The organism is Microcoleus sp. Pol10D4 (assembly GCF_036701555.1).
Classification (GTDB): Bacteria; Cyanobacteriota; Cyanobacteriia; order Cyanobacteriales; family Microcoleaceae; genus Microcoleus.
The window spans coordinates 1-23,012 of sequence record NZ_JAUBRA010000064.1; the positions used below are offsets into that span (position 1 = coordinate 1).

14 protein-coding genes are annotated in these 23,012 nt (G+C 46.6%); 9 read left to right on the forward strand and 5 right to left on the reverse strand.

Annotated elements, in window-relative coordinates:
* Positions 1–217, forward strand: a 217-nt coding sequence (locus tag QUA36_RS24755) for a hypothetical protein (RefSeq protein WP_333459415.1), incomplete at its 5' end; no start/stop codon positions are given.
* Here QUA36_RS24755 and QUA36_RS24760 read toward each other — a convergent pair.
* The 4 genes from QUA36_RS24760 to QUA36_RS24775 form a co-directional block, all read right to left on the reverse strand.
* Positions 203–772, reverse strand: a complete 570-nt coding sequence (locus QUA36_RS24760) for a Uma2 family endonuclease (RefSeq protein WP_333459416.1) — start codon at positions 770–772, stop codon at positions 203–205. The two genes, QUA36_RS24755 and QUA36_RS24760, sit on opposite strands and share 15 nt — an antisense overlap.
* Before the next feature lie 181 nt (positions 773–953).
* Positions 954–4,346, reverse strand: coding sequence for a helicase-related protein (locus QUA36_RS24765; protein WP_333459417.1), 3,393 nt, complete (start codon positions 4,344–4,346; stop codon positions 954–956).
* Positions 4,347–4,457: 111 nt separating this feature from the next.
* The gene (locus tag QUA36_RS24770) at positions 4,458–5,708 is read right to left on the reverse strand and encodes an FAD-dependent oxidoreductase (RefSeq protein ID WP_333459418.1); all 1,251 of its coding nucleotides are present in this window, start codon (positions 5,706–5,708) and stop codon (positions 4,458–4,460) included.
* Positions 5,709–5,846: 138 nt separating this feature from the next.
* Complete coding sequence (locus QUA36_RS24775) at positions 5,847–5,969, reverse strand: hypothetical protein (RefSeq protein ID WP_333459419.1); 123 nt, start codon at positions 5,967–5,969, stop codon at positions 5,847–5,849.
* A 55-nt stretch (positions 5,970–6,024) separates the two neighbouring features.
* Between QUA36_RS24775 and dnaK the strand changes: the two genes are divergently transcribed.
* From dnaK to QUA36_RS24810, 7 genes are all read left to right on the forward strand, one after another.
* Positions 6,025–8,169: a molecular chaperone DnaK gene (gene dnaK / locus QUA36_RS24780; RefSeq protein ID WP_333459420.1), complete on the forward strand. Its 2,145-nt coding sequence runs from the start codon at positions 6,025–6,027 to the stop codon at positions 8,167–8,169.
* A gap of 131 nt (positions 8,170–8,300) precedes the next feature.
* Positions 8,301–9,497, forward strand: a complete 1,197-nt coding sequence (locus QUA36_RS24785; protein ID WP_333459421.1) for a J domain-containing protein — start codon at positions 8,301–8,303, stop codon at positions 9,495–9,497.
* Between the two features lie 414 nt (positions 9,498–9,911).
* Positions 9,912–12,338: a dynamin-like GTPase family protein gene (locus QUA36_RS24790; RefSeq protein ID WP_333459422.1), complete on the forward strand. Its 2,427-nt coding sequence runs from the start codon at positions 9,912–9,914 to the stop codon at positions 12,336–12,338.
* Positions 12,339–12,423: 85 nt separating this feature from the next.
* Positions 12,424–12,612 (forward strand): hypothetical protein, encoded by a 189-nt coding sequence (locus QUA36_RS24795; protein WP_333160026.1) that lies wholly within the window; start codon positions 12,424–12,426, stop codon positions 12,610–12,612.
* A gap of 47 nt (positions 12,613–12,659) precedes the next feature.
* Positions 12,660–13,127, forward strand: a complete 468-nt coding sequence (locus tag QUA36_RS24800; protein ID WP_333459423.1) for a KGK domain-containing protein — start codon at positions 12,660–12,662, stop codon at positions 13,125–13,127.
* A 50-nt stretch (positions 13,128–13,177) separates the two neighbouring features.
* Entirely contained in the window at positions 13,178–13,423 is a 246-nt protein-coding gene (locus QUA36_RS24805) for an HNH endonuclease (RefSeq protein WP_015179287.1), read from the forward strand.
* Between the two features lie 91 nt (positions 13,424–13,514).
* Complete coding sequence (locus QUA36_RS24810) at positions 13,515–13,751, forward strand: toxin-antitoxin (TA) system antitoxin (RefSeq protein WP_333366796.1); 237 nt, start codon at positions 13,515–13,517, stop codon at positions 13,749–13,751.
* 110 nt (positions 13,752–13,861) lie between these two features.
* Here QUA36_RS24810 and QUA36_RS24815 read toward each other — a convergent pair whose 3' ends face one another.
* Positions 13,862–17,674: a glycoside hydrolase family 2 TIM barrel-domain containing protein gene (locus QUA36_RS24815; protein ID WP_333459424.1), complete on the reverse strand. Its 3,813-nt coding sequence runs from the start codon at positions 17,672–17,674 to the stop codon at positions 13,862–13,864.
* Between the two features lie 229 nt (positions 17,675–17,903).
* On the opposite strand from QUA36_RS24815, the gene QUA36_RS24820 reads away from it, so the two are divergent.
* Positions 17,904–22,997, forward strand: coding sequence for a PAS domain S-box protein (locus QUA36_RS24820; RefSeq protein ID WP_333459425.1), 5,094 nt, complete (start codon positions 17,904–17,906; stop codon positions 22,995–22,997).
* Positions 22,998–23,012: the final 15 nt, after the last annotated feature.

Genomic DNA, 23,012 nt, shown 5'->3' on the forward strand with positions numbered 1-23,012 from the left:
TGGCTCAGATTCATTGATATTTTCCTCGCTTTTTTTTACTATAGCATTTTCTGTACTCTTTGAGCGGGAAAGGAGTATATATGAAGGAAGAAGCGGGTGGTCAGAAACCGGGTTTTTGCGAGAATACTGGTTGATAGCCTTTAATCTCGGAAAAAACCCGGTTTCTTGGGCGCAGTCGATAAATCACAAAGACGCTACTGGATTAATTAACTTGTAAAAAACTAAAAATATCTGCAACTCGCACTTGCCAATCGCTCAATACATTGAGAATCGGTAACATATCGCTGTCATACTTGACCTCTGGCAACTGATTCGGTTGAAATACCATGATAGAGCGATCGTTAGGATCGATGAACCAACCTAATTTGGTTTGGTGCTGGATCGAAAAAATAATCTTGTTAATTACACGATTGGGAGACTGTTCTGGTGAAAGAATTTCAATCACCCAATCGGGATGACTTTCAAATCGATTAGCAATTTCTCCATTCTCATCAACTGGGATGCGAGACCATTCAAAAACTGCAATATCTGGCACTAAGGAACGTCCCCCAAATGTGCAGCGTAACTCAGTCAAAGCTAAAGCGAGTTTTCTGGGTTTACTCTGCTGATTAATCGTAGAGGCAAACTCAGTTTGAATCAGACTATGTTTTCCTTGAGGCATCGGTTTCTGATAAACTTTACCGTCGATGTATTCACTCGCAGGTTCTGTTTCTGGTAAATTTAAGAATGCAGCCAGAGAAAGCTTGGATTGAGGCTCAATTGATAGCGTCATAATCTTAAAATAAAGCTATTATGCCAATTTTTCATGAGGCTGCATAGAATTTGATCCCCTCTAACCCCCCTTAATAAGGGGGGGACAAGAAATATTCTCAAAGTCCCCCTTCTTAAGGGGGATTTAGGGGGATCTGGATATGTGCAACGACCTATTAAATTGATATTATTCATTGTACATCTTATTTCTCCTCAAACAAGCCTAAAGAACAAATAATCATCGGTTCCCGTTTGTCTTCGTCTTCATTGACTATACACAAACGGTCATCCATCCGCAAACCCACGACTAATTCTGCTAATTGTCGATCGCCAATCCCGCTTTTTAACTGCCGATTTAACGTGTCAATTGCCGACTGGCGCAGGGGATAGCGGTAAATTTCATCGATTGCTTTTGCCAATTCATCGGATGCAAATATTGTACCGCGCATGGACTGGGCGTAACTTTTCAAACGTTCATAGGTTCGGAACCGGGCCCCGGAAGGCCGGCCCAATTGTCCGCCCGCAGTTAACTCTTCTTCTGCTATCAACTCTGCACCTTTTGTGACTAATTCGTGATGCTGTTTGTCTCTCGGAATTGCTGGTGTCGCTTCGTCGCAGGCGGCAATTCTTAAAATTGCCAGTTGCGATTGAGTAACGCTATTGCCATCGCGATCGACCCAAATTAACGAATCATTTCCCTCGGCGGTTTTCATGTACAATAAAACTCCTTCTGGTTGCAAGGGTGCGGGAGTATGATTGCGAGTTGAATAAACTACATTTGGCATTGACTCAATCGTTTTTTTCAAAATTGGGTTGTTGTCAGTCGCATTTTTCCAAATTTGAAAAGCTTCGGATGTTAAGTCAACTTCGGCATCTTCTTCCCCATCTAAAATTCCTGATTTTTCATTGTAAATATCGAGAATGACTTGTGGTGAGTCATCCTCAAAAAATGTCTCATCAGTTCCGACAACTTCGGCATTTTCTTGCAAGCGTCGGCGCAGTCTTTCGCGCAAATTGATAATGCGATCGACTCCTTCATCTGGCAAAAATGAATAACACAAAATCTGCTCAGCTTTTTGACCGATTCTGTCCACCCTTCCCGCCCGCTGAATTAACCGAATAATTGCCCAAGGTAAGTCATAATTAACGATAATCGCACTGTCTTGCAAGTTGTGACCTTCACTCAGAATATCGGTGGCAATTAAGACCCGCAATTCTTGTTCTGGGGAGATTTTATCCAGCTTGCCGCTGCTAGCCGGACTAAACCGGAATGTGAGCTCGGTGGGGTCTTTTGATTTACCTGTCACCGATGCAACGCCCGCAATATTTAGCTTAGTTAAATTATCAGTTATATAGCGGACTGTATCGGCAAACTGAGTAAAAATTAATACTTTCTCATGGGGGTGAGTTTCTGTGAGCAACTTCACCAAAGCAGCTAATTTTTCATCGGGTTGAGAATGCCATTTACCGCAAGTTTGCAAGACTTCTATCAGACACTGGGCATCTGCTAGCAAATCCCGTTTTAACTTCTTGGTATCAAAAAACTCAGATTTGAGCCATTTAAACCTGCGTCGATAGCGCGTTTGATATTCTTGATAAACAACTTCTGCCCGCTGTTTAAAACTCTTTTCGCTTAACAGCAATTCTGCTTCAATATCTAAAGTTTCGCCCGCATCATCTTCGATTTCTTCGGTATCAAAACTGCTAACCACCACAGAATCAGCATCTTCATCGCTGTTGCGGGTATCCAACAAGTCTGCATCCTGGGTGCCGATCGGAATATCGAAGTTTTGGTCGATCGCATATAAGTAGATAAAATTCCGCAGGATGTGGCGCTCGATCGACTGAATAAAGGCACTGCCACTGCTTTCTAGCCGTTTAAACAGGTTTGTCCGCGAAAATCCCATTAACCGCCGACCCCCACGGAATAAGGCATTTAACTGCCGCTGTTCTGCTTCAGTCGGCTTTTGTTTGGGTTTTTTGGCAATGTAATTTCCCAGCCCGTAACGCGGCAGATTTAGTGCATTGATGACTTCGACAATTTCCTCAAAGTCAAGCTGGGAGTTAGTTGCGGCAGTTTCCGAGGAAAACTTAATGGTTTTTGGAAGGCGATCGGGAAAATAGGATCGCGTGCGATCGGCAAATTCTAAATATTTGCGCCCCTTCTCTGCGTCAGTTTCCGCATAATTTTCTTTGATAAACGAGCGAGTGCGTCTCACCATGTAGCGCTTCATCAAATCTCGCCAATCATCAGGATGTTCGCTTTTTTCAAAAGCAGCTAAAGAGCGCACGGAACATTGATGCCGCTTAATAAATTCTAACTCTCCTTGACTGCCTCCGCCCAATTGATTCAGCAAAGCTTCGGGCCGCAGTCCTAAATTTTGGTCTTCAGGAATAAACAGCCGCAACTGAGAAGATAAATCTAAATAGGTTTTGTTGTAGGGAGTTGCTGAAAGCAAAATACATTTACTTTCGTTGATTGCAATATATTCTTGAATCGCTCGATATCGCTTGCCTTCTCGGTTTCTGAGGTTGTGACTTTCATCAATTAATACAACTCGATAGCGGCGCAATTCTGGCAACTCTTGCTGTACCAGACTGATCGATAAGACTTTCGCAAGCAGGCGAAAGTTATCTGCATATTCCTGCCACATTTTTACCAAATTTTTGGGACAAATAATCAGGGTTTCCAAGAGACAGTCTTCTTGTAAAATTTTGGCGATCGCCGTACCGACTAAAGTTTTGCCCAACCCTACAACGTCGCCAATAATCACGCCTCCCCGTTTGGTAATGTGACGGGCGGCTAGCTTAACTGCTTCTTCTTGAAATTTAAATAAACCCTTAAAATCGCGGGGAATCTGGAACTCAGCAATACCTGCGATCGCCTCGCGGGACAAATGATAGACTATGTTGAGATAGATGTGATAAGGTGGAATTAGTTCGGATCTCGCCCAACTGCGATCGATAATTTCTGCAAGTTCTTTAGAAATATCAACACAGCCATATTCTTCCCAGCGATCATCAAACCATTTTTGCAACTTATTACAAGCATCAAAATCTAAAATATCAATATTCAATTCCCCTTGTTTCGATAGTCCCGATAAAGTCAGATTGCTGCTGCCCAAAAAACCAACGATCGGACTGTTGGGATCGTGACGATGAACGAGATACAGCTTAGCGTGCAGTGGGTAAGCTAAGAATAATTTAACAATAACTTTTCCGCTTTTAATCTGATAGCTTAACCTGCGTAAGCCCTGCTCATCGCGATCGTTGGGAGCGCCGATAGTCAACTGGTGGCGAAATTCTTCAGCCATCCGTCTTTTGAGCCGAATAATGGCATTATTGTCAATCCCCCCGTGATGGGAAATTAGGCTAAAACTAGCATTCAATTCATCGGCAGGCAAACTTTGCATTCCCACCAAAAGGCGGCAGCAGGCTCCTTGGTTTCCGACATAGGCTTCGATTAAATCGCCAATTCTCCGCCATCCCCGAAGATTGAAATAGCCCACACAAAAATCTGCCCGATAGGAGAGTTTAATAGTGTCTCGCAATGCTGGTAGCAGCGGCAGTTCAATGTTGTCAAAAATGCGCGGCACTGGGTTTCCTCTGTTATATTACGGTTGAGTGCGAAAGATTTTCGTCAAAAAACCCGGTTTCTGACCACCCGTGCGTCATTCTAGCTCTATATTTAGGATTGGTGTATCTGATTAATTTCGCACCTGAACCCGGTTTAATCCAAAACCAATTAATCGCGCTGGAATATTTCGCAAAATTGGTAACTGCAACAAAAGTGGCGGTGTAAACGGTCGATTGGTATCTAATGCCCCTTTAATAATTCGCTCCTGTACAAACGATTGAAATGCTTGAATGATGCGTGTGGGCCACTCCCGCTGTCGCTGCACTTCTGCCAAATCCCACAGATGCAAGTGATGGTTTTTCAGGGGGGCGCTGAGTACATTGGCCGCGACGACAGCATCTTGAATAGCATAGTTAATTCCCACACCGCCGACGGGCGACATGACGTGAGCGGCATCCCCAATTAAGAGCAAACCGGGACGATACCAGCGGGGAAGGCGACTCGATTCAACCGACAGAAAAGAAATTTGCGACCAATCTTTCAGTTGCTCGACCCTATCTGCAAAATCTGGTGCTAATTCAGCAACAGATTTTTGCAAAGCTTCTATTCCTGAGTCGCGCAATTTCTGATAGCTGCCTTTCAGAATAATGTAACCGACTTGCCAATAATCCAAGCGGTCAATCAAGACTAATAAATGACCTCCAACAGCTCGACCTACCACGCCGAGATCTTGGACATCATGGGGACTGCGCGGCAAACGAAACCAAAGGACATCCATCGGCGGGGAAGTTTTAATCGGTTCAAAACCTGCTAATTGGCGAAGGCGGGAAAAGCGACCGTCTGCACCGACAGTCAGGGTCGATCGCACTGCATGATATCCCCCGCGTCCCCGGTATCGAATTCCGCACACAACGCCATTTTCGACGATCGTTTCTTGGACATTAGCTCCCATTACTAGCTGAAAACTGGGGTAGCGCTGCGCTTCGGCAGTGATGAATTCCAGAAACTTGACTTGGGGAAGGATAGTGATGTAAGGATACTTGGTTTTGAGACAGGTCAAATCTACGAGTGTGGCGGTATTACCAGCAGCTTGGATGGTGAGTTTGTGCATTTTTGTATGGGGCAATTCCAGCAATTTCTCTGCTAAACCCAATTGCTCCATAATTTCCATTACAGACGGATGCAGCGTATCGCCGCGAAATTCTCGATCGAAATCTTTGTGTACTTCTAGCAGCATGACTGGAATGTTTTGCCGCGCTAAAAGTAATGCTAAAACAGCACCAGCCGGCCCACCTCCCACAATGCAGCAGCTTGTCTGCTGCACGTCAACGATCGAGTGTTCTTGAGAGGATTCTGAATTTTGAACTGAGTTGACAGTCATATTTTTATGTTCCTGTTCGCTCAACAATCCTGCTAGCTGCTTTTAGTTTAGCAAAAGGCAGTAGTTAATCAATTCTCAAATTTTTTTGGCTCTCTCAAGATGGACATACACGGCTTTCCCAAGTTGACACTCCTACTCCTAAAGGCGATCGCACATCCACCAGCGGAGCGATCGTACCCAGCCAACCCCAGCCACTTGACCAAAGTGAGGCAATCCCCCCGCAGCCCCCGCTTCTCGACGCGGTACAATAAGTGCAATCATACTTAACGCTTATATTGAAAAAGTTACACACAACGCCACAGGAGACAACAGACGCATGGGTAAAGTAGTTGGCATTGACCTCGGAACAACAAACTCAGTAGTAGCCGTCATGGAAGGCGGCAAACCGGTTGTGATTGCCAATGCAGAAGGGATGCGGACAACTCCCTCAGTAGTCGCTTTCACAAAGGAAGGAGAACGCCTTGTGGGACAGATGGCGAGACGCCAGACTGTTCTCAACCCGCAAAACACCTTTTACGCCGTCAAGCGGTACATCGGACGCAAATATACCGAACTGACTCCAGAATCAAAGCGCGTCCCTTACACAACTCGCCGCGACGAAAACGGGAACATCAAAATCAAGTGTCCCCGCCTGAAAAAAGATTTTGCCCCAGAGGAAATTTCGGCGATGGTTTTGCGGAAACTGGCTGATGAAGCCAGCCGCTATCTGGGACAAGAGGTGACGGGGGCTGTAATTACTGTTCCCGCTTATTTCAACGACTCGCAGCGACAGGCGACGCGGGATGCTGGACGAATTGCCGGACTTGATGTCAAGCGGATTTTAAATGAGCCGACAGCGGCTTCTTTGGCTTACGGTTTGGACAGGCGAGAAAGTCAAACAATTTTAGTGTTTGATTTGGGCGGCGGTACTTTTGATGTGTCGATTTTAGACGTGGGAGACGGAGTATTTGAAGTCAAAGCAACTAGCGGCGACACTCAATTAGGTGGCAATGATTTTGACTCCAAAATTGTGGATTGGTTGGCAGAACAATTCTTAGAAAAAGAAGGAATTGATTTGCGACGGAACCGGCAAGCTTTGCAGCGATTGATCGAAGCGGCTGAAAAAGCCAAGATTGAACTATCGGGAGTCGGTGTCACGGAGATTAATTTACCGTTTATTGATGCGAATGAAGATGGGCCTTTGCATCTGGAAACGCGACTAACTCGCGGTCAATTTGAGGGGCTGTGCACAGATTTGGTGCAGCGGCTGCGGCGTCCGGTGAAACAAGCATTAGCCGATGCAAGTTTGAGTCCTTCTCGCATTGATGAAGTTGTGTTAGTCGGCGGTTCGACTCGCATTCCTTTGGTGCAGGAAGTTGTTCGCAACTTGATTGATAAAGAGCCGAATCAAAATGTGAATCCCGATGAAGTTGTGGCCGTGGGAGCAGCAATTCAGGCGGGGATTTTGGGAGGCGAGGTCCGCGATGTGCTGTTGTTGGACGTGACGCCACTGTCGCTGGGTTTGGAAACTATCGGCGGGGTGATGAAAAAACTGATTCCTCGGAATACTACTATTCCCGTCAGGCGATCGGACATTTTTTCCACTGCTGAAAACAACCAAACTGTGGTAGAAATTCACGTGATCCAAGGGGAACGCGAATTAGGCAGAGATAATAAGTCTTTGGGACGGTTTAAACTAACTGGAATTCCGCCGGCACCGCGAGGGATTCCGCAGGTGCAAGTAGCTTTTGATATTGATGCTAACGGGATGCTGTTGGTGACTGCTTTGGATAAAACTACCGGCAGGGAACAAAGCATTACTGTGCAAGGTGCTTCGACGCTGACTCAGCAGGAAGTGAATCAAATGATTCGCGATGCGGAACAGTTTGCTCAAGCTGATAAGTTGCAGCGGGAAAGGGTAGAAAAACGCAATCGCGCTGAAGCTTTAGCTTATCAAGCGGAGCGGCAGTTGCGAGAGGTGGCGCTCGATCGCGGAATGCAGTTTGCTCAAAGAAGTCGCCAGCGAATTGAAACTTTAATTCGGGAATTGCGAGACAGTTTGGAACGCAATGATGAGCGCGGAGTTGACCAAGTTGGTTCGGATTTGCAAGATGCTCTTTACGATTTGAGCCGGGAAGTTTCAGCTTTTGCTGATGATGACGATGATGATGATTTCTTTGAGTCTGTGAAGCGGACTTTTACGGGCGACGGTACCAAGCGGCGCAGCGATGATAGCAGCTATTATACCAATGCTAAACCGTACAGGCGATCGACTGTCGATCCAATTCCCGATCGCCCCTATGATCGCACCGGCGATCGAATGGGCGATCGTATGAACGATCGAATGGGCGATCGTATGGGCGATCGTATGGGCGATCGTATGGGCGATCGTATGGGCGATCGTAGAAGCAGTGCTAATCGCCCCACTCGCCCTTATCAAAATCAAAGCGACGATTGGGATGATGACGACGATTGGCTCTAATTAGTGGTTAGTCATTAGTCCCTAGTCATTAGTCCCTAGTTTGAAGCAGGGAAGCAGCATGACTAATGACTAATGACTAATAATTAATAACTAATGACTAATGACTAATAACTAATGACTAATGACTAACTATGCAGAATTTTCGCAATTACTATCTAATTTTGGGAGTGCCCAAAGAGGCCACGGCTGATGAGATTAAGAAAGCCTATCGACGGCTAGCCAGACAGTTGCACCCTGACGTAAATCCGGGGGATAAATCTGCTGAAGATAGGTTTAAGGATATTAATGAAGCTTACGATATTCTTTCCGATATTGACAAGCGAGCTCAATACGATCAGTTTAGTAAATTCTGGAAACAAAAGGGATTTCAAGGCAAGCAAGGGGTGCGACTTCCCAATTTCAAAACTTGGGGAAACGGTAAAGCTACCCGCAAAAAACCGGCCGAAGATGTCGATTTTAGCGATTACTCGGATTTTAATAAATTTCTCGATCAAGTGCTCGGAAGGCGCCGGGAAGTGAGGATGGCGACCGCCAATGATGCACCGCGAGCAGCCTCCTATGAACCGTGGAATACGGCTTCTAAAAGAACGAGTTATGTAGCTAATTCTAGGGAAGATAGAAGGGATGTGGACGATCGCGAAATTCGACGGGAAACAGTCGATCGAGAAATGCGACGGGAAACAGTCGATCGAGAAATGCGACGGGATATAGTCGATCGCGAAACCAGAAGAGATGTGGATGATCGCGAAATTCGACGGGAAGCAGTCGATCGCGAAATGCGACGGGAAACTAGGGAAACAGTCGATCGCGAACCCAGAAGAGACATTGAGGCCAGACTAACTCTGCCTTTGGAAAGGGCTTATTCGGGCGGTACCGAGCGAATTCGTCTGGAAGATGGGCGAGCGATCGAGGTGACTCTGCCTCCTGCTATGGTATCAGGCCAGCGGATTCGCTTGCGAAATCAAGGTATGGGCGGCGGGGATTTATATTTGAAAATCACGGTTTCTCCCCATCCATTTTTTCGATTGGAAATGTCGGATATTTGCTGCGAATTGCCACTGACTCCCAGCGAAGCGGTGTTAGGCGGAGATATTGAAGTACCGACGCTGGATGGCCTGGTAAAGATGAAATTGCCACCCGGAGTAACGTCTGGAAAGCGTTTGCGGCTGGCTAACAAGGGCTATCCGACAGGAAATGGCGATCGGGGCGATCAATTGGTAGAAATTCAGGTGTTAATTCCCAAAGAAATTAGCGAGGAGGAACAGGAATTATACGAAAAGTTGCGGCAGATTGAGTCTTTTAAACCGCGTCAGGATTTATCGGTTTAATGTAGAGTACGCAATGCGCCAGTTGAATTTTGTAGGAGCGCAATAATGCGCGCCTTACTACTAATTGTGTACGAAAAATTAGGAGATGCTTGGCTAAATTTTACTGACATATCAGATTTAGCCACTTGCCTGTAAAGAGATGATATTAAATCCGTGGGTATCGTAATTATTCATCTCTCGTTTCTCTTCCTGTGCGCCCTCTGCATTAAGAGTGGTTTAACCCTTCCGAAACAACCATAAACGATAGGATTTGTCGCCAGAATAGCCGTTAGCGCAGCCCTCGAAGAGGATCGCACTTTCAGCAATCCTGGATTGCATAAGTAAAATTACTGTTGTTATTATTCCTGAACTAGCAGAGAATTAACAATAAGGTAATTTTTCCACAATCAGGAGCAGTCTGCCGCGATGACTCAAATGCCCCCTCAATGCACAAATCTGCAAGAGCAAGTTGATTCTTTAGTGCAACTGCTGCGTCAGGAATCGTCTTTGCGACAACAAGATATCACGGCGGTACAAGCTTCTCTGAAAAAAGCAATTTCTCCTGAGTTTGAAATTGTGTTTGCTGGCGCTTTCAGTGCGGGAAAATCTATGTTAATTAATGCTTTGCTGGAGCGGGAATTGCTCTACAGTGCTGAAGGACACGCGACAGGTACAGAATGTTATATCGCCTTTGCTGAGCCGGAAAAAGAGCGCGTGGTTCTCACTTTTTTGAGCGAGTTTGAGATTAGCCAGCAAGCTTCTGTGCTTTGCCATCAGTTAGGTTTAGCTACTGAACTTAATATTAATCAAACAGATGTAGTGTCGCTGTTGTCTCAGGGATGTAACATAATTATTGAAACGGAAGGCGGCGAAAATAAATCCGAGTTAGCCAAAAAAGCTAAGGCTTTGATGCTGCTTTTAGAAGGGTTTGAGGCAAATCGCGATCGCATCCAAACTCTCGAAAACGCTACCTACTCGATGGAACAGTTTAACTTTTCCAATCTTAAGGAAGCTGCTAGTTATGCCCGTCGCGGTAGTAACAGTGCTGTACTCAAGCGAGTTGAATATTACTGTTATCATCCGCTGCTGCAAGATGGCAATATTATTATTGATACGCCGGGAATTGATGCACCGGTGCAGCGGGATGCGGAATTGACTTATGATAAGATTGAAAGCCCGGATACTTCGGCGGTTGTCTGCGTTTTGAAAGCGGCTTCGTCAGGGGAAATGACGACGGAAGAAACCGAGTTGATGGAAAAAACACGGGGAAATCCGGGAATTCGCGATCGACTGTTTTACATTTTCAACCGCATTGACGAAACTTGGTACAACACGCAACTGCGACAGCGCTTAGAAAATCTGATTAATTCCGACTTTCGCGATACTGCCAGAGTTTACAAAACTAGCGGATTGTTAGGATTTTACGGGAGTTTGATTCGAGGGACAACAGGGCGCGATCGTTTTGGTTTAAATACAATATTTGCCACCAGTCAAGGGGGAGTTTCTGCTGATGATAAATTAGATTCAGAATTGCTCGGTAATAGTGAAGAAACTCCGCAATTTGTTAGTGAATTTAATCGTTACTGTGCGAATTCGGGAAAGCTATCTCCGAGCAAATTTCGGATTTCAGTGAACAGCTACGAAACACCAAATGAAAACTACGTGCGAATTCTTGCAGAGCAAGGACAACCATTAATTTCTCAATTAATTCAAGATAGCGGCATCGAAGATTTTCGCACAGCCATCACCCGTTACCTCACAGAAGAAAAACGCCCGCAACTGTTCAAAAATCTCGCTGACGACTTAGAAGACTTGTGCATTCAACTGCGGAAACATTACCAAACAATTCAGCGGAATTTGGACAGCCAGCCCCGCGAAATTGAAGCGATGAAAGCACAGGAACTTCTGCGACTAAATCAAGAATTGCAGCAAGTCGGACAGGATTTTCGGGAACATATCGCCGAAGAAGTCAATGAAATGATTATGAACAGATGCGATATTTTCGATATAGACTTTCGGCAACTGCAATCTCGGATGATCCGGCGCTTGGATGAATTGTTAGACGGATTTTCTGTTGAGGCGGCTTACGGACGTACTTTACGCAATCATCCCCGCAATGCTACAGCACCTTTAATTGCTGTTTTAGTTGAAGCGCTTTATTATTTAGCAAATCAGTTGGAAGATATTTTAGTAGAGGCTACTAAATCACTGGTTGATAATTATTTCCAGTATTTGAAAGATAGCGTTCGTAAGTCGGAATACTACCGATTACTCTATCGGTTGTTGGGGAATGATGGGGGCATTGAACAGCAGTTAGAGGAGTTATCAAAGCGGGTTTCTGATGCTTTGGTAAATGCGGCGGGCGTTGAGTGCGATCGCTACGTGCGAGAAAGTCCCCGTTTTTACGACGAAGGCACATTTTCGATTTATCAATTCCGGGAAACTTTGCAGCAAACTTCTCAAGGTTATGACTGCGAAAACATGGTGGATGCCCAACCTGCAATTCGGCAATTATTGCGGCTAGATTTTGAGCCAAAAGTATCTAGAACTATTCGGCAAACTTTCCGCCAAACTGTCAACCAAACCCTGAAAGAGCATTTGTTGCCGCTGGCCCAAAAGCAAGCTGATGATATTTTGCAGAAATACAGTCAAGCCCGCGATTATTTGGAACAAACTTTGGCACAGGAGGCGGAGGAAAAGATTGCTGGGAATCTGCGGCGGCAAGCTGAGAATGAGCAAAAGATTCAAGAGTACGATCGGGCAGTTTCGGGGATTAATAGTTGTTTGCAAGCGATGAAGTTGCACGAGCATTTGTTGCCTGTAATTGCACAAAATGATAGCGTTTCGGTGGATGGTGAATGATTAAAAGGCGGGCGAATAGAATTCGCCCGGTCTATTTATTCTGTTTATTGTGCTATAATAGCCAACAAAGAGCGACTTTAATCCTATGAACATTCGCCCAAAACTTCTAACAATAATCGAACAACTTCCCGATGATAAGTTAGAAACACTTCTGAACCTAGCCCTATTCTTTAAAAGTGGAAAAGCATCTGTTCAACCGATGCTTGTATCCCAAGCTTATCAAGATTGGCTGAGCGCGGAAAATGACATTTATGACGAACTATTTGCAGACTGAACCCTCCAAAATCCGCGTTCATTCGCGTTCATCTGCGGTTAAAAATCATGGCTAAAAAACCTATTAGGTTAGATATCAATATGGAAGATAAATTTGATTTTCACAACTGCGGTAATGATGATGCTTTATCTTTCGGTAACGCAATGCTTAAAGTAGAAAAACTCAAGGAAACAGTAAATGGAGTTTTGCCTGAATATGGGTTAGGAGAGAAACTCACTCACTTGTTGAGTCAACAAAAACTCTACATTTATGTAGGTTCAAATACTGACGAACAACCTAATGCTTATGAGAACTGGTTTGGTGAAGGTATAGATTGTGAAATTCTCAGAGTGGGTGCTCAGGGCTGGAAGAAAGGAAAGATGAAGCTCAAACTCAATGTCACCATAGAGTTTTGCCCAGACGAACCAGAAGTTGAAGAAACACCAGAAAACAACGAATCAGAAACTAGCAAACCCGAATCCCCCCTCGATGATTTGCGCCGCCAACTTCTCAATCAAGAAAACTCACCCAGCTAATCCATCAAACATCCGCGTTAATTCGCGTTCATCTGCGGTTAAAAATCATCATGTCTAAAACCCCCAGAATCCCGATTCCCCCAGAAGTCAGAAAATATGTATTTACTCGCAATAAATACCAATGCCAAAGCTGCGGCCAAACCAAGCTAGAAACCCAACTGACGATCGATCATATCATCCCCCTAGCGCGCGGCGGCAGCAACGACATCAGCAACTTGCAAACCCTCTGCGGCACCTGCAACCAAAAGAAAACCGACAAACTAGACCCCCGCTTCCGCCGTCACTTTGACCTTTGATATTTAACAGTATAATAAAATCAGCAATTTAAGATTGAAATTGCTAACCTCTGTTCGATCGCACTTTTAATCCCTAGCTTGGATAACTGCAATGGTGACAAAAACAGTAGACGTGCAAGAAGCACAGACAAATTTGAAAGAGTTATTATCTCTAGCACTTAAAGGCATAGAGGTTGTTCTCACAGAAGGTGGAATTCCCCTTGTCCGTTTAGCGCCGATCGCATCCCCAACTAAGCAGCGTACAGCAGGATTACACGCAGGAGCAATCTGGACAAGTAATGATTTTGATGAACCGTTACCAGACGAATTTTGGACAGGGAATCTATGAAATTACTGCTGGATACTCATACATTCATATTGTACTTTTACCTTTAATATCACGCCTCAAATCATTCATAACATCGGCGTTAATCCGCGTTAATCTGCGGTTCAAAAATCCTACCATCGATAATACCGATAAGGATCATCCCCATTCTCAAAATCCGTCTTATAATCCCAGTGATAAAACTCCCGACTCGAACCGTTAAACACAGATTCATCCGCCTTAAAACTCGCCCCTAAATTAGCCAAAATCTGAGCATTTGCCCTGGTTTGCCGCCAGCGAGTAAAACGCAAATAAGTCTTAGTATCAGCATCCAAACTGTCCGGTTCAATCTGAGAAAAAATCGCCACACCCTTGCCAACTTTTACCCGACTTAACAAACCGTCAGCACCGATTTCTCCCCCAGACTTAATCAACCAAGTATCATAAAAAGAGCGCGATCGCAAATCTGAAGCACTAACCCCCTTTACCTCATCCCAACTCGGAACCGCCAGCGAACCCCCAAAATCCTGCGCTTGCTGCAAATCCACACCCAATCCCGCAGCCGGCACTTCACGCGGCAAGAAAAACGCCTTCCCGCCAGCATTCAAATAACCGCGCAAATCTGCATCTTTCAGATTCGCTTCTCTCCCCACAATGACCAAACCAGCATCATTAGAAAGCGAACTAGCGCGCTGATAAATTACCCCCAAACTGTCCAGCTTTTGGGCATCTTCATCTCCCCCTATTAAAACCACTTTATCCGGCTTTCCAAGCAGCGGAGAATTCATCCCGTAACTCACAATTTTTTGCACTAACTGCGCCGCCCCAGCATCTACAGAATAATGGTCTTCTAAATCCAACTCGTTTAAAATCAGCCGCCCTTTTCCGTAATCCAATTCCATCAGCGGCGAATAAGCTAAATCAAACTCAGATTCCAAAATTGGGCGCCAACCGCTGCGGTGCGGTTTCTCAATTGAAGCGCTACTGACACCGCCGCGATTTCCCCAACGCCAGCCGTACCAAGGTTTATTTGCCGGACTCAAATTAGGGCCAGTTTGGATTGTATCTGGATAAGCTTCAACCAGCGTGCTTTGCCCCACCCAATCCCGCAAATCTTCACTGTCTAAACCGCTAATTGCCGGATGGTTGCTGTCAACTGGATAAGCGCGGCGGCTGACGTGGGCAGCAACTCGGAAACCCGTATTTTTCAGCCATTGCCTCCGCTGAGGAAACACAATTGCTTTGCCGCCGTTTCGCACAAAACTTTCTAAACTTCCCGGCAAATTTTCCCCGCTAGAAAACGCTTCCCTACCGATAATTAATAGCGATGAAACTTGCGAACCATTCCACGGTAAAAGCTGATGCCCTAACTGTTTTAACATGGCCGATGTTTTGCCCGCTGGATCGAAGATTGTCAGCGTATCCTTGCTTTTGGCTTGCTTGGGAAAAACGCGGAAAGCAAATGTATCAGAATGCGATCGCTCGCCCACCCGTGCCGTCAAGCGAATTTCGCCGTCAGCCTTGCTAGAAATGGTATTTGGCAAATTTACATCTATTGGGAAAAACAGCGTTCCTGCTGACTCAATCGTCCCTTTTTTATCGCCTTTTTTAACTTCTTTCCCCCCCACCAAAACCCGCCACTTAAACGAAAATTCTTGCGCCCCCCGCGTATCGTTAATTAACACTACTTGCTTGGCCAGTTTCCCGCCCACAAACAAATTGTGATCTTTCGCAGTAAAAACCGGGCTAGCACCAGCAATCCAAGCCAAAGTCGAGCTATTATTATTCATAATTGCTTCCCCCCCAGGATGAACAGTGTAAGCTTCGGGCTGCAAATAATTCAAAAGATTATTCGAGACTTGCTTCAAATAAACTCCCCGGCTACCAGGTTGAAATGCCCCAATATCCACCTTTTTTCTGCCAGCTTCTGAAACTTCCCAACCGTGCCCGTCATTCCAAGGAATCATCCCCCCAGACATTCCAAAAGTTCGCCAACTCCGCCAAGTATTTGTACTGAATAACTCCTGCAACTTTTGAAAAGCTGGGGCAAAATCTAACTCTTTTTTTAAATGCCAGCTTTGATACTCCTGGCCCTTGACAAATTGCTCGCGAATTTTAGATTTATAAGCCGTCGTTTCCAACTCGTAAGCCTGCTTGCCAAAATAAATTGCCGCAAACTCAGTCATCAAAGGTTCGCTGAGAATTGCCTGACCAAAACCTTTGCGGGCCCGCATCATCGTTGCGTGCAGAGGAGTCCCAAACTCGACTGCCATGTAGGGCATTTCCCCGGTTTTGCTCCACTCAGAAATCCACTCTTCCCGTTCTTGCAAGGGAATCATATTTAAATAAGAATTCAGCGCATAAACATCGCCGAAGTGTGCGCCTTGGTGTACCATTACAGGTCTGGTTGGGTCAGCCGATTTAATCGCAGCTATAGCGTCATTTCCTAGGGGAGTGTTGACCCGCAAACGCTGGTTTTCCGAGGGACTGAGAGTTCCTTCTACTTTGCTTTTGCCGATGCGACGGGGATTTAAGTCGTCAGCGTTCCCGAAAAAATTAGGACTTGTCGCCCACATTAATACTGATGGATGATTGCGGTAGCGGCGCATTTCAGTCACCATTCGGTCTTTCCAGCGGTTTTTCCACAGGGGGTTTTTCCACTTGCCGTTCCAAGCGATAGGACTAATGTCTAAAGCGGGAGCCATAATGGGAAAACCTTTGAGGTCTGCTCTTTCCGAAAATAACTCTCGGAAGTGCCATTTACCCCGTTCGTCGTGATTCCAAGGCCACATTTCTGTTATGTTAAAACCTGCTTTTACGTAGCTGTCAATTAGCCTGTCAGAAACTTCTACTGTCCCGCCTTGCCAAGACTCGGAGTGCAAGTTTGGTCGCAGCCGAAATTCAGTTCCGTTTAATAAAAATTGGCGCCCTTCTATCCAAAATTCGCGGAAGCCAAAAGGTTGGTCGTATTGCGTGTCAATGCCACTGCCTTTTACTTCTAATTGCAATGTGTAAAGGTTGGGTTGCCCGACATCCCAAAGACGGGGATTTGGCCAATTCCACTGGAATTGTACCGTTTGAATTGGTTTAGCTTTAACGTTTGCAGTGCCTGTAAATTTTTGTTCTACTTTGCCTTTTTCGTCGAGCATTTGCGCGATTATTTCTACTTGACCGCTTTGGGCAACGTCTTTGAGTTCTACATCTAATTTAACTTGCTTTTTTCGGGTGGAAGTTTGGACGAATACGTCCCTAATTAACGGGCCTGGGGGAAGGCTCAAAAGCCTTGCCTCGCCGATGATTCCCCGCGATTGCAACTTGGATTTTTCTGTGTAGATTTCTGTGGGGCCCATGATGACGGCTTTTTCCTTTTCATCGGATACTGCTATCACTAAAATAGATAGGGTGTTTTGACCTGGTTTTGCTGCTTTGGTAATTTCAATAGTGCCGTAGGGCCATGAGATTTGACCGCAGTTAATGCCGTTGACAAAGATGACTGCATCGGTGCTGACTCTGGCTAAGTCGAGAAAAATTCGGCGGTTTGTCCAGTCGCCGGGAATGTCTATATTTTTCTGATACCAAGCTTTTGATAGTTGTTCACTGTTGAAGTTTTCCCAATCTTTGCCGCTGCCGCGAGTGATGATTCCGGGTACGGATTCGTTGTTTTCTTTTTGCCAGTCTCCAGGCACCGAGATGGAACCCCAATTTGGGGAGACGGGGGGGTTTTGGGGGTTGCCAACTGCGGGAACAAATTGCCAAGTTCCGTTGAGATAGATTTGGGATCGTTTGTTGTCGATCGCCCCGACGGCCGCGATGGTAAGATTTGGGAAGCCGATCGATATCGCTGAGCTGCTGCCGAAGTTGGGATTTTGAAGCGCGTAACCGACGAATCCAAAGAGGGTGGCGGCTGCGAAAAATAATCCGATAATTTTGGCCAGCTTGTGATTCACTCGCTTATTGCTCCCAGAAATTAGATAATCTAATTTGTCTCTTGATCTATGATAGCAGTTGCTTCAGCAGCAATCCCGCAGCCAATCTGTCTCTGGGAAGATGGCACACCACCTACAAATGTGGTTTTGTATAGAAAAAATCAATACTTAGTTTTAACTAAGTTTTAACAAAGTTGTTTCATCGACATAAGCAATAGTGCGATCGCGCCATCGCTACAGGTCAACAAAAATGAGCCAGTTTGAGGTCTTGCCCTTACCCATTAAATCTTACAGTATTGCTACATTTAGTGCCGGCACGGCTTTACTGCTGACAACTCTGTTACTGTTTTCCTTCCAGGCAGCTCCTGCAATCTTACTTTTGCTCGCTGCCGTTATCGCTTGGTATGCAGGCTTAAAGTCCGCAAAACAAGAACTAGAAATAGAACGTAATATTATTTCAAAAGTAATTGACACGACAGCTTGCTTGATTGTAGTTCTCGACAGCCAAGGACGGATTGTCCGCTTTAACCAAGCTTGCGAAAAAACTACAGGCTACTCGACAGCAGAAGTTGTTAATAAATATGTTTGGGATTTGTTTTTAATCTCCGAAGAAATAGAACCTGTTAAAACAGTTTTTACCAAGCTCAAAGTCGAACATTTTAACAACGAATATCAAAACTATTGGCGCACTAAAAACGGATCTAAGCGCTTAATTTCTTGGTCGAATACTGTGACCCTAGATGGCGAGGGATTGGTGGAATATGTGATAGCAACTGGCATAGACATTACCGATCGCCAAGAAGCAGAAATAGCCCTAGCTTTATCCTACACCAAACTAGAAAGCCGCGTCAAAGAGCGCACAGCAGAACTGACAGTAGCTAAAGAAGCACTGCAAGCTCAAGAAGAACGATTTCGCTGTTTAAGTTCCTGTTCGCCTGTCGGCATTTTTATGGCCGATTCCCAGGGGTGCTACACCTATGCAAACCCACGCTGTCAGGCAATTTGCGGCTTGAGTTTGACAGAACTTTTAGGAGACGGGTGGGAGAAGTGCATTCACCCGGAAGACAGCGATCGCGTATTGACCCGATGGCTGGATTATACTCGGCAAGGTGGGGAATATGCGATCGAGTATCGCCTGCAAACACCAGAGGGGATTGTGCGCTGGATTAACGTTTGTTCCTCGCCGATGTTCTCCGACTCCGGCGAACTCATCGGATACGTCGGTACGGTGAGAGATGTCACGGAAAGACAACAAGCGCAAGCAGCTTTGGCAAACAGCGAACAGCAACTGAGAACGCTGCTAGAAAATACGCCAGATATCATTATCCGCACGGACAAAGAACTGCGTTATATGTATGTCAATCAAGCAGTTGAAAGAAGCCAAGGAAAACCGCTTTCATTCTTTTTGGGTAAAACCAGTCAAGAAATAGGAATCCCGCCGGAACTGTGCCAAATCTGGGATGAAACCCTGCACAAAGTGTTAGAAACAGGTTGCGAAGAAATCATCGAATTTCAGGCTTGGTCAATCAACGGCCTCCGAAGTTATCAATCCCGCGTAGTTCCAGAATTTGACAAAAATGGCGTACCAGAATCAGCCTTAATTGTCGCCCGCGATATCACAGAAATAAAACTTGCGGAAACTCAAAGATTGCAGTTAACAATCGAGCAAACAGCGAGGGAACAAGCGGAAATAGAACAGCAGCGCTCGGCATTTTTAGCAGAAGTCAGCAAAATGCTGGCTGATGCGTTTGACGGGGAAACGGTGTTGCAAAAGGTAGCAGAATTAGCAATAAATTCGATCGCCGACGGGTGCTGCATTCATTTGAGCGAAACCGACTCAAAAGTGCGCCGAGTGGCTGTGGCTCACGCAGACCCCTCCACGGTTGATACTATTAATAACTTGAGAATTCGCAGTTCGATCGCGGACAATGCTGTTAACGGCTATCCGCTGGTAATCCGCAGCGGAAAATCCGAACTAATTGGCGACGTGGATGAGGAAATTTTAGCAGCAGGAGCCGACAATGCAGCAGAAATGGAAAAATTGCGATCGCTCAATATCGGATCTCACGCTTGCGTACCGCTGAAGGCTCGCGGGCGGGTAATGGGTTCCATCACTTGCTTTACCTCGAAGTTGGGCCGCCGCTACTGTGCAGAAGACATGGCAATGCTAGAAGATTTAGCATACCGCGTGGCGATCGCCCTCGACAACGCCAGACTTTACACTGAAGCGCAACAAGCACTATCTCAAACATCGCAATCCTTTGCCTTAATTGACTCGCTGTTAGAAGCATCTCCCCTAGCGATTTGCTTTATGGATCGCGAAATGCGCTTCATCCGTATCAATCAAGTATTAGCAGAACTCAACGGTTTGCCGATAGAACAGCATCTCGGCCAAGACTTCCGCCAATTGTTGCCAGAACATGCAGCCAAATTTGCGCCGATAATTCAGCAAGTTTTAGAAACCGGCCAGCCTGTTTTAAACTTAGAAATGAGCGGCGAACCTCATGGGAAACCGGGATATTTCGGTTACTGGCTCGCCAACTACTACCCCGTGAAAAATGAAAAGGGAGAAATAATCGGAGTCGGGCTAATTATCACAGATATTACCGCAGAAAAACAAACAGAATTAGCTTTGCGGGAAAGCGAAATGCGCTTCCGCAGCGTGGTAGAATCTAACATGATCGGCATCGGTTTTTGGGATGCCAGCGGCGAAGTTACGGACGCTAACGACGCCTTGCTGGAAATGATCGGATATACGAGGGAAGACTTAGCTTCGGGACAGATCCGCTGGATCGAACTCACGGCGCCGGAATATATAGAACTCGATCGCATCGCCTTGGCGCAAGTCGAAGCAGAAGGAAGTTGCGCGCCTTTTGAAAAAGAATATCTCCGCAAAGACGGCACGCGGTTCCCAGTTTTAGTCGGCGGCGGAAACTTCCAAGGATGCACAGACAAAGGAGCATTCTTCGTACTAGATATCACCGATCGCAAACAAGCCCAAAACCAACTTCGAGAAAACGAAATACGCATTCGCCGCCAACTAGCAGAACTCGACTTAGTTTACAAAACCACACCAGTCGGGCTGTGCTTTGTCGATACCAATTTGCGCTACATCCGCCTGAACGAATGCCTCGCTGCGATCAACGGCCGATCGATCGCAGATCACCTCGGGCGCACTGTTAGAGAAGTAATTCCCGAAATGGCCGATATGGTAGAGCGGATTTACCGCCAAGTGCTGGCGACGCAAACCCCCGTGCTCGACTTGGAAGTTAAGGCCGAAACCAAGCAACAGCCGGGAGTTTTGCGGGATTGGCAAATCAGCTTTTACCCAGTGAGCGATGAATCAGGAACACTGCTGGGAGTAAGCACTGTGGTAGCCGAAATCACCGATCGCAAAGAAGCAAAACGGGTAATACAGCAAAGCGAATCCATATTCCGGCGGCTGTTCGAGTCAAATATTTTCGGAGTCGCGATCGGCGATTTTAGCGGCCGCATCGCCTACGCCAACCAATCCCTGCTCAACATGGTCGGCTACACCCGCTCAGACTTGCTCTCGGGTCAAATGCGGTGGGACAGAATGACCCCCCCCGAATACCTGCACCTCGACGCCCTGGCGGCCGGGGAACTGCGGGCTAAGGGAGTCGCAACTCCTTTCAAGAAAGAGTACATCCGCAAAGATGGCAGCCGCGTGCCGATTCTGATGGGCGGGACGACCCTGTGCCCGGAGAACGGCGAACCAGAGACGATCGTCGCATTCTTCATCGACTTGACCGAGATCTCGCGGGTAGAAGCAAAACTCAAAAACAATCAAGAACGGCTGCAAATCGCTCAGCAAGCAGGCAAAATCGGAACTTTTGAATGGAACGTCCAAACCGGCGATATCGCCTGTACGCCGGAGTTAGAGGCTTTGTACGGGCTGCGGGCCGGCGGTATCGACAGCTATCAAAGTTGGGTGGAAATGGTGCATCCAGACGATCGCGCTTTGACTCAACAGCAGGTAAAAGCTGCAGCGGTGTCCGGGGAGGAATTAAACATAGAGTTCCGCATTTGCCGCCCGGACAAAAGCGTCGGCTGGATTGCTTGCAGGGCGAAGGTGTTTCAGGAAGATCGGGGTTTGCCTTTGCGGATGATCGGGGTGAACGTCGATATCAGCGATCGCAAACAAGCAGAAGCAGCGCGATCGCACCTCCATCAAACTTTAGAAGCCTTGATTCAGGCTTGTCCCCTAGCAATTACCGTTTTGGACTGCGACGACGGGACTGTGAAAATGTGGAACCCAGCAGCCGAGAGGATTTTTGGCTGGCAGGAATCAGAGGCGGTAGGTCAATTTATACCCAGCGTTCCCGCAGACAAGCGGGAGGAATTCAGGGCTAATTTGAAAGGAATTCGCGAAGGAAACGCGATCGCCGGCATGGAAACCCACCGCCAAAGGAAAGACGGCAGCTCGATCGACATCAGTTTGTGGGCAACTCCAGTCCGCGACAGCAACGGCAACATCAACTGTATGTCGATCGTGGCCGACATCAGCGATCGCAAGCAAGTCGAGGCCCAACGCGCTCAGTTGCTCGATCGCGAACAGGCCGCGCGGGCGGAAGCAGAAGCTATCAGCCGCCGGAAAGACGAGTTTCTAGACTCTCTTTCCCACGAATTGCGAACGCCTATAAATGTGATTCAGGGGTGGGCACAGATCCTGCGCGCCCACCCCTACAACCAAGATAAATTAGCTTGCGGTTTGGAAGCCATCGAGCGTCAGTCGAAGGTGCAGATCCAGCTAGTGGAAGATTTGCTCGATGTTTCCCGGATTATTCAAGGCAAGCTGGCTTTGAAACCCGGCTGGTTCTACATGGTAAAGACGATCGAGGCGGCTCATAATTCAGTTCGTTTGACAGCCGAGGCCAAGTCTGTCACCGTTTCGTTAGAACTTCACCCCGCAGTCGGCTTGATGTGGGGCGACGCCCAGAGGTTGCAGCAGGTAGTGTGGAATTTGCTGAGTAACGCCGTCAAGTTTACGCCTTCGGGGGGAAATGTGGAACTGTGCTTGTCTGCGGTGGCTGTTAGCGGTTCCTCATCACCCAATTACGTGCAAATTACTGTCAGCGATACTGGAAAGGGCATTCCTGCTGATTTTCTGCCCTACGTGTTCGATCGCTTCCGACAAGCAGACGCCTCGAAAACTAAGGCTGAGGGCGGTTTGGGACTGGGATTGGCGATCGTCGAGCACTTGGTGCAACTCCACGGGGGCACTGTGACTGCGGAAAGTCCCGGTAAAGACCAGGGTGCGACATTTACGGTGACACTGCCATTCAAACAGCCTCGTAGTAAGCAGCGGCAGTTGAGAGGATAAAGGAAATCCGATCCA

What these genes read in the sequence shown, in the direction of transcription:
- QUA36_RS24760 (WP_333459416.1), bottom strand. Translation starts at nt 772, where the DNA reads ATGACGCTATCAATTGAGCCTCAATCCAAGCTTTCTCTGGCTGCATTC.
- QUA36_RS24770 (WP_333459418.1), bottom strand. Translation starts at nt 5,708, where the DNA reads ATGACTGTCAACTCAGTTCAAAATTCAGAATCCTCTCAAGAACACTCG.
- QUA36_RS24775 (WP_333459419.1), bottom strand. Translation starts at nt 5,969, where the DNA reads ATGATTGCACTTATTGTACCGCGTCGAGAAGCGGGGGCTGCGGGGGGA.
- dnaK (WP_333459420.1), top strand. Translation starts at nt 6,025, where the DNA reads ATGGGTAAAGTAGTTGGCATTGACCTCGGAACAACAAACTCAGTAGTA.
- QUA36_RS24785 (WP_333459421.1), top strand. Translation starts at nt 8,301, where the DNA reads ATGCAGAATTTTCGCAATTACTATCTAATTTTGGGAGTGCCCAAAGAG.
- QUA36_RS24790 (WP_333459422.1), top strand. Translation starts at nt 9,912, where the DNA reads ATGCCCCCTCAATGCACAAATCTGCAAGAGCAAGTTGATTCTTTAGTG.
- QUA36_RS24795 (WP_333160026.1), top strand. Translation starts at nt 12,424, where the DNA reads ATGAACATTCGCCCAAAACTTCTAACAATAATCGAACAACTTCCCGAT.
- QUA36_RS24800 (WP_333459423.1), top strand. Translation starts at nt 12,660, where the DNA reads ATGGCTAAAAAACCTATTAGGTTAGATATCAATATGGAAGATAAATTT.
- QUA36_RS24805 (WP_015179287.1), top strand. Translation starts at nt 13,178, where the DNA reads ATGTCTAAAACCCCCAGAATCCCGATTCCCCCAGAAGTCAGAAAATAT.
- QUA36_RS24810 (WP_333366796.1), top strand. Translation starts at nt 13,515, where the DNA reads ATGGTGACAAAAACAGTAGACGTGCAAGAAGCACAGACAAATTTGAAA.
- QUA36_RS24820 (WP_333459425.1), top strand. Translation starts at nt 17,904, where the DNA reads ATGAGCCAGTTTGAGGTCTTGCCCTTACCCATTAAATCTTACAGTATT.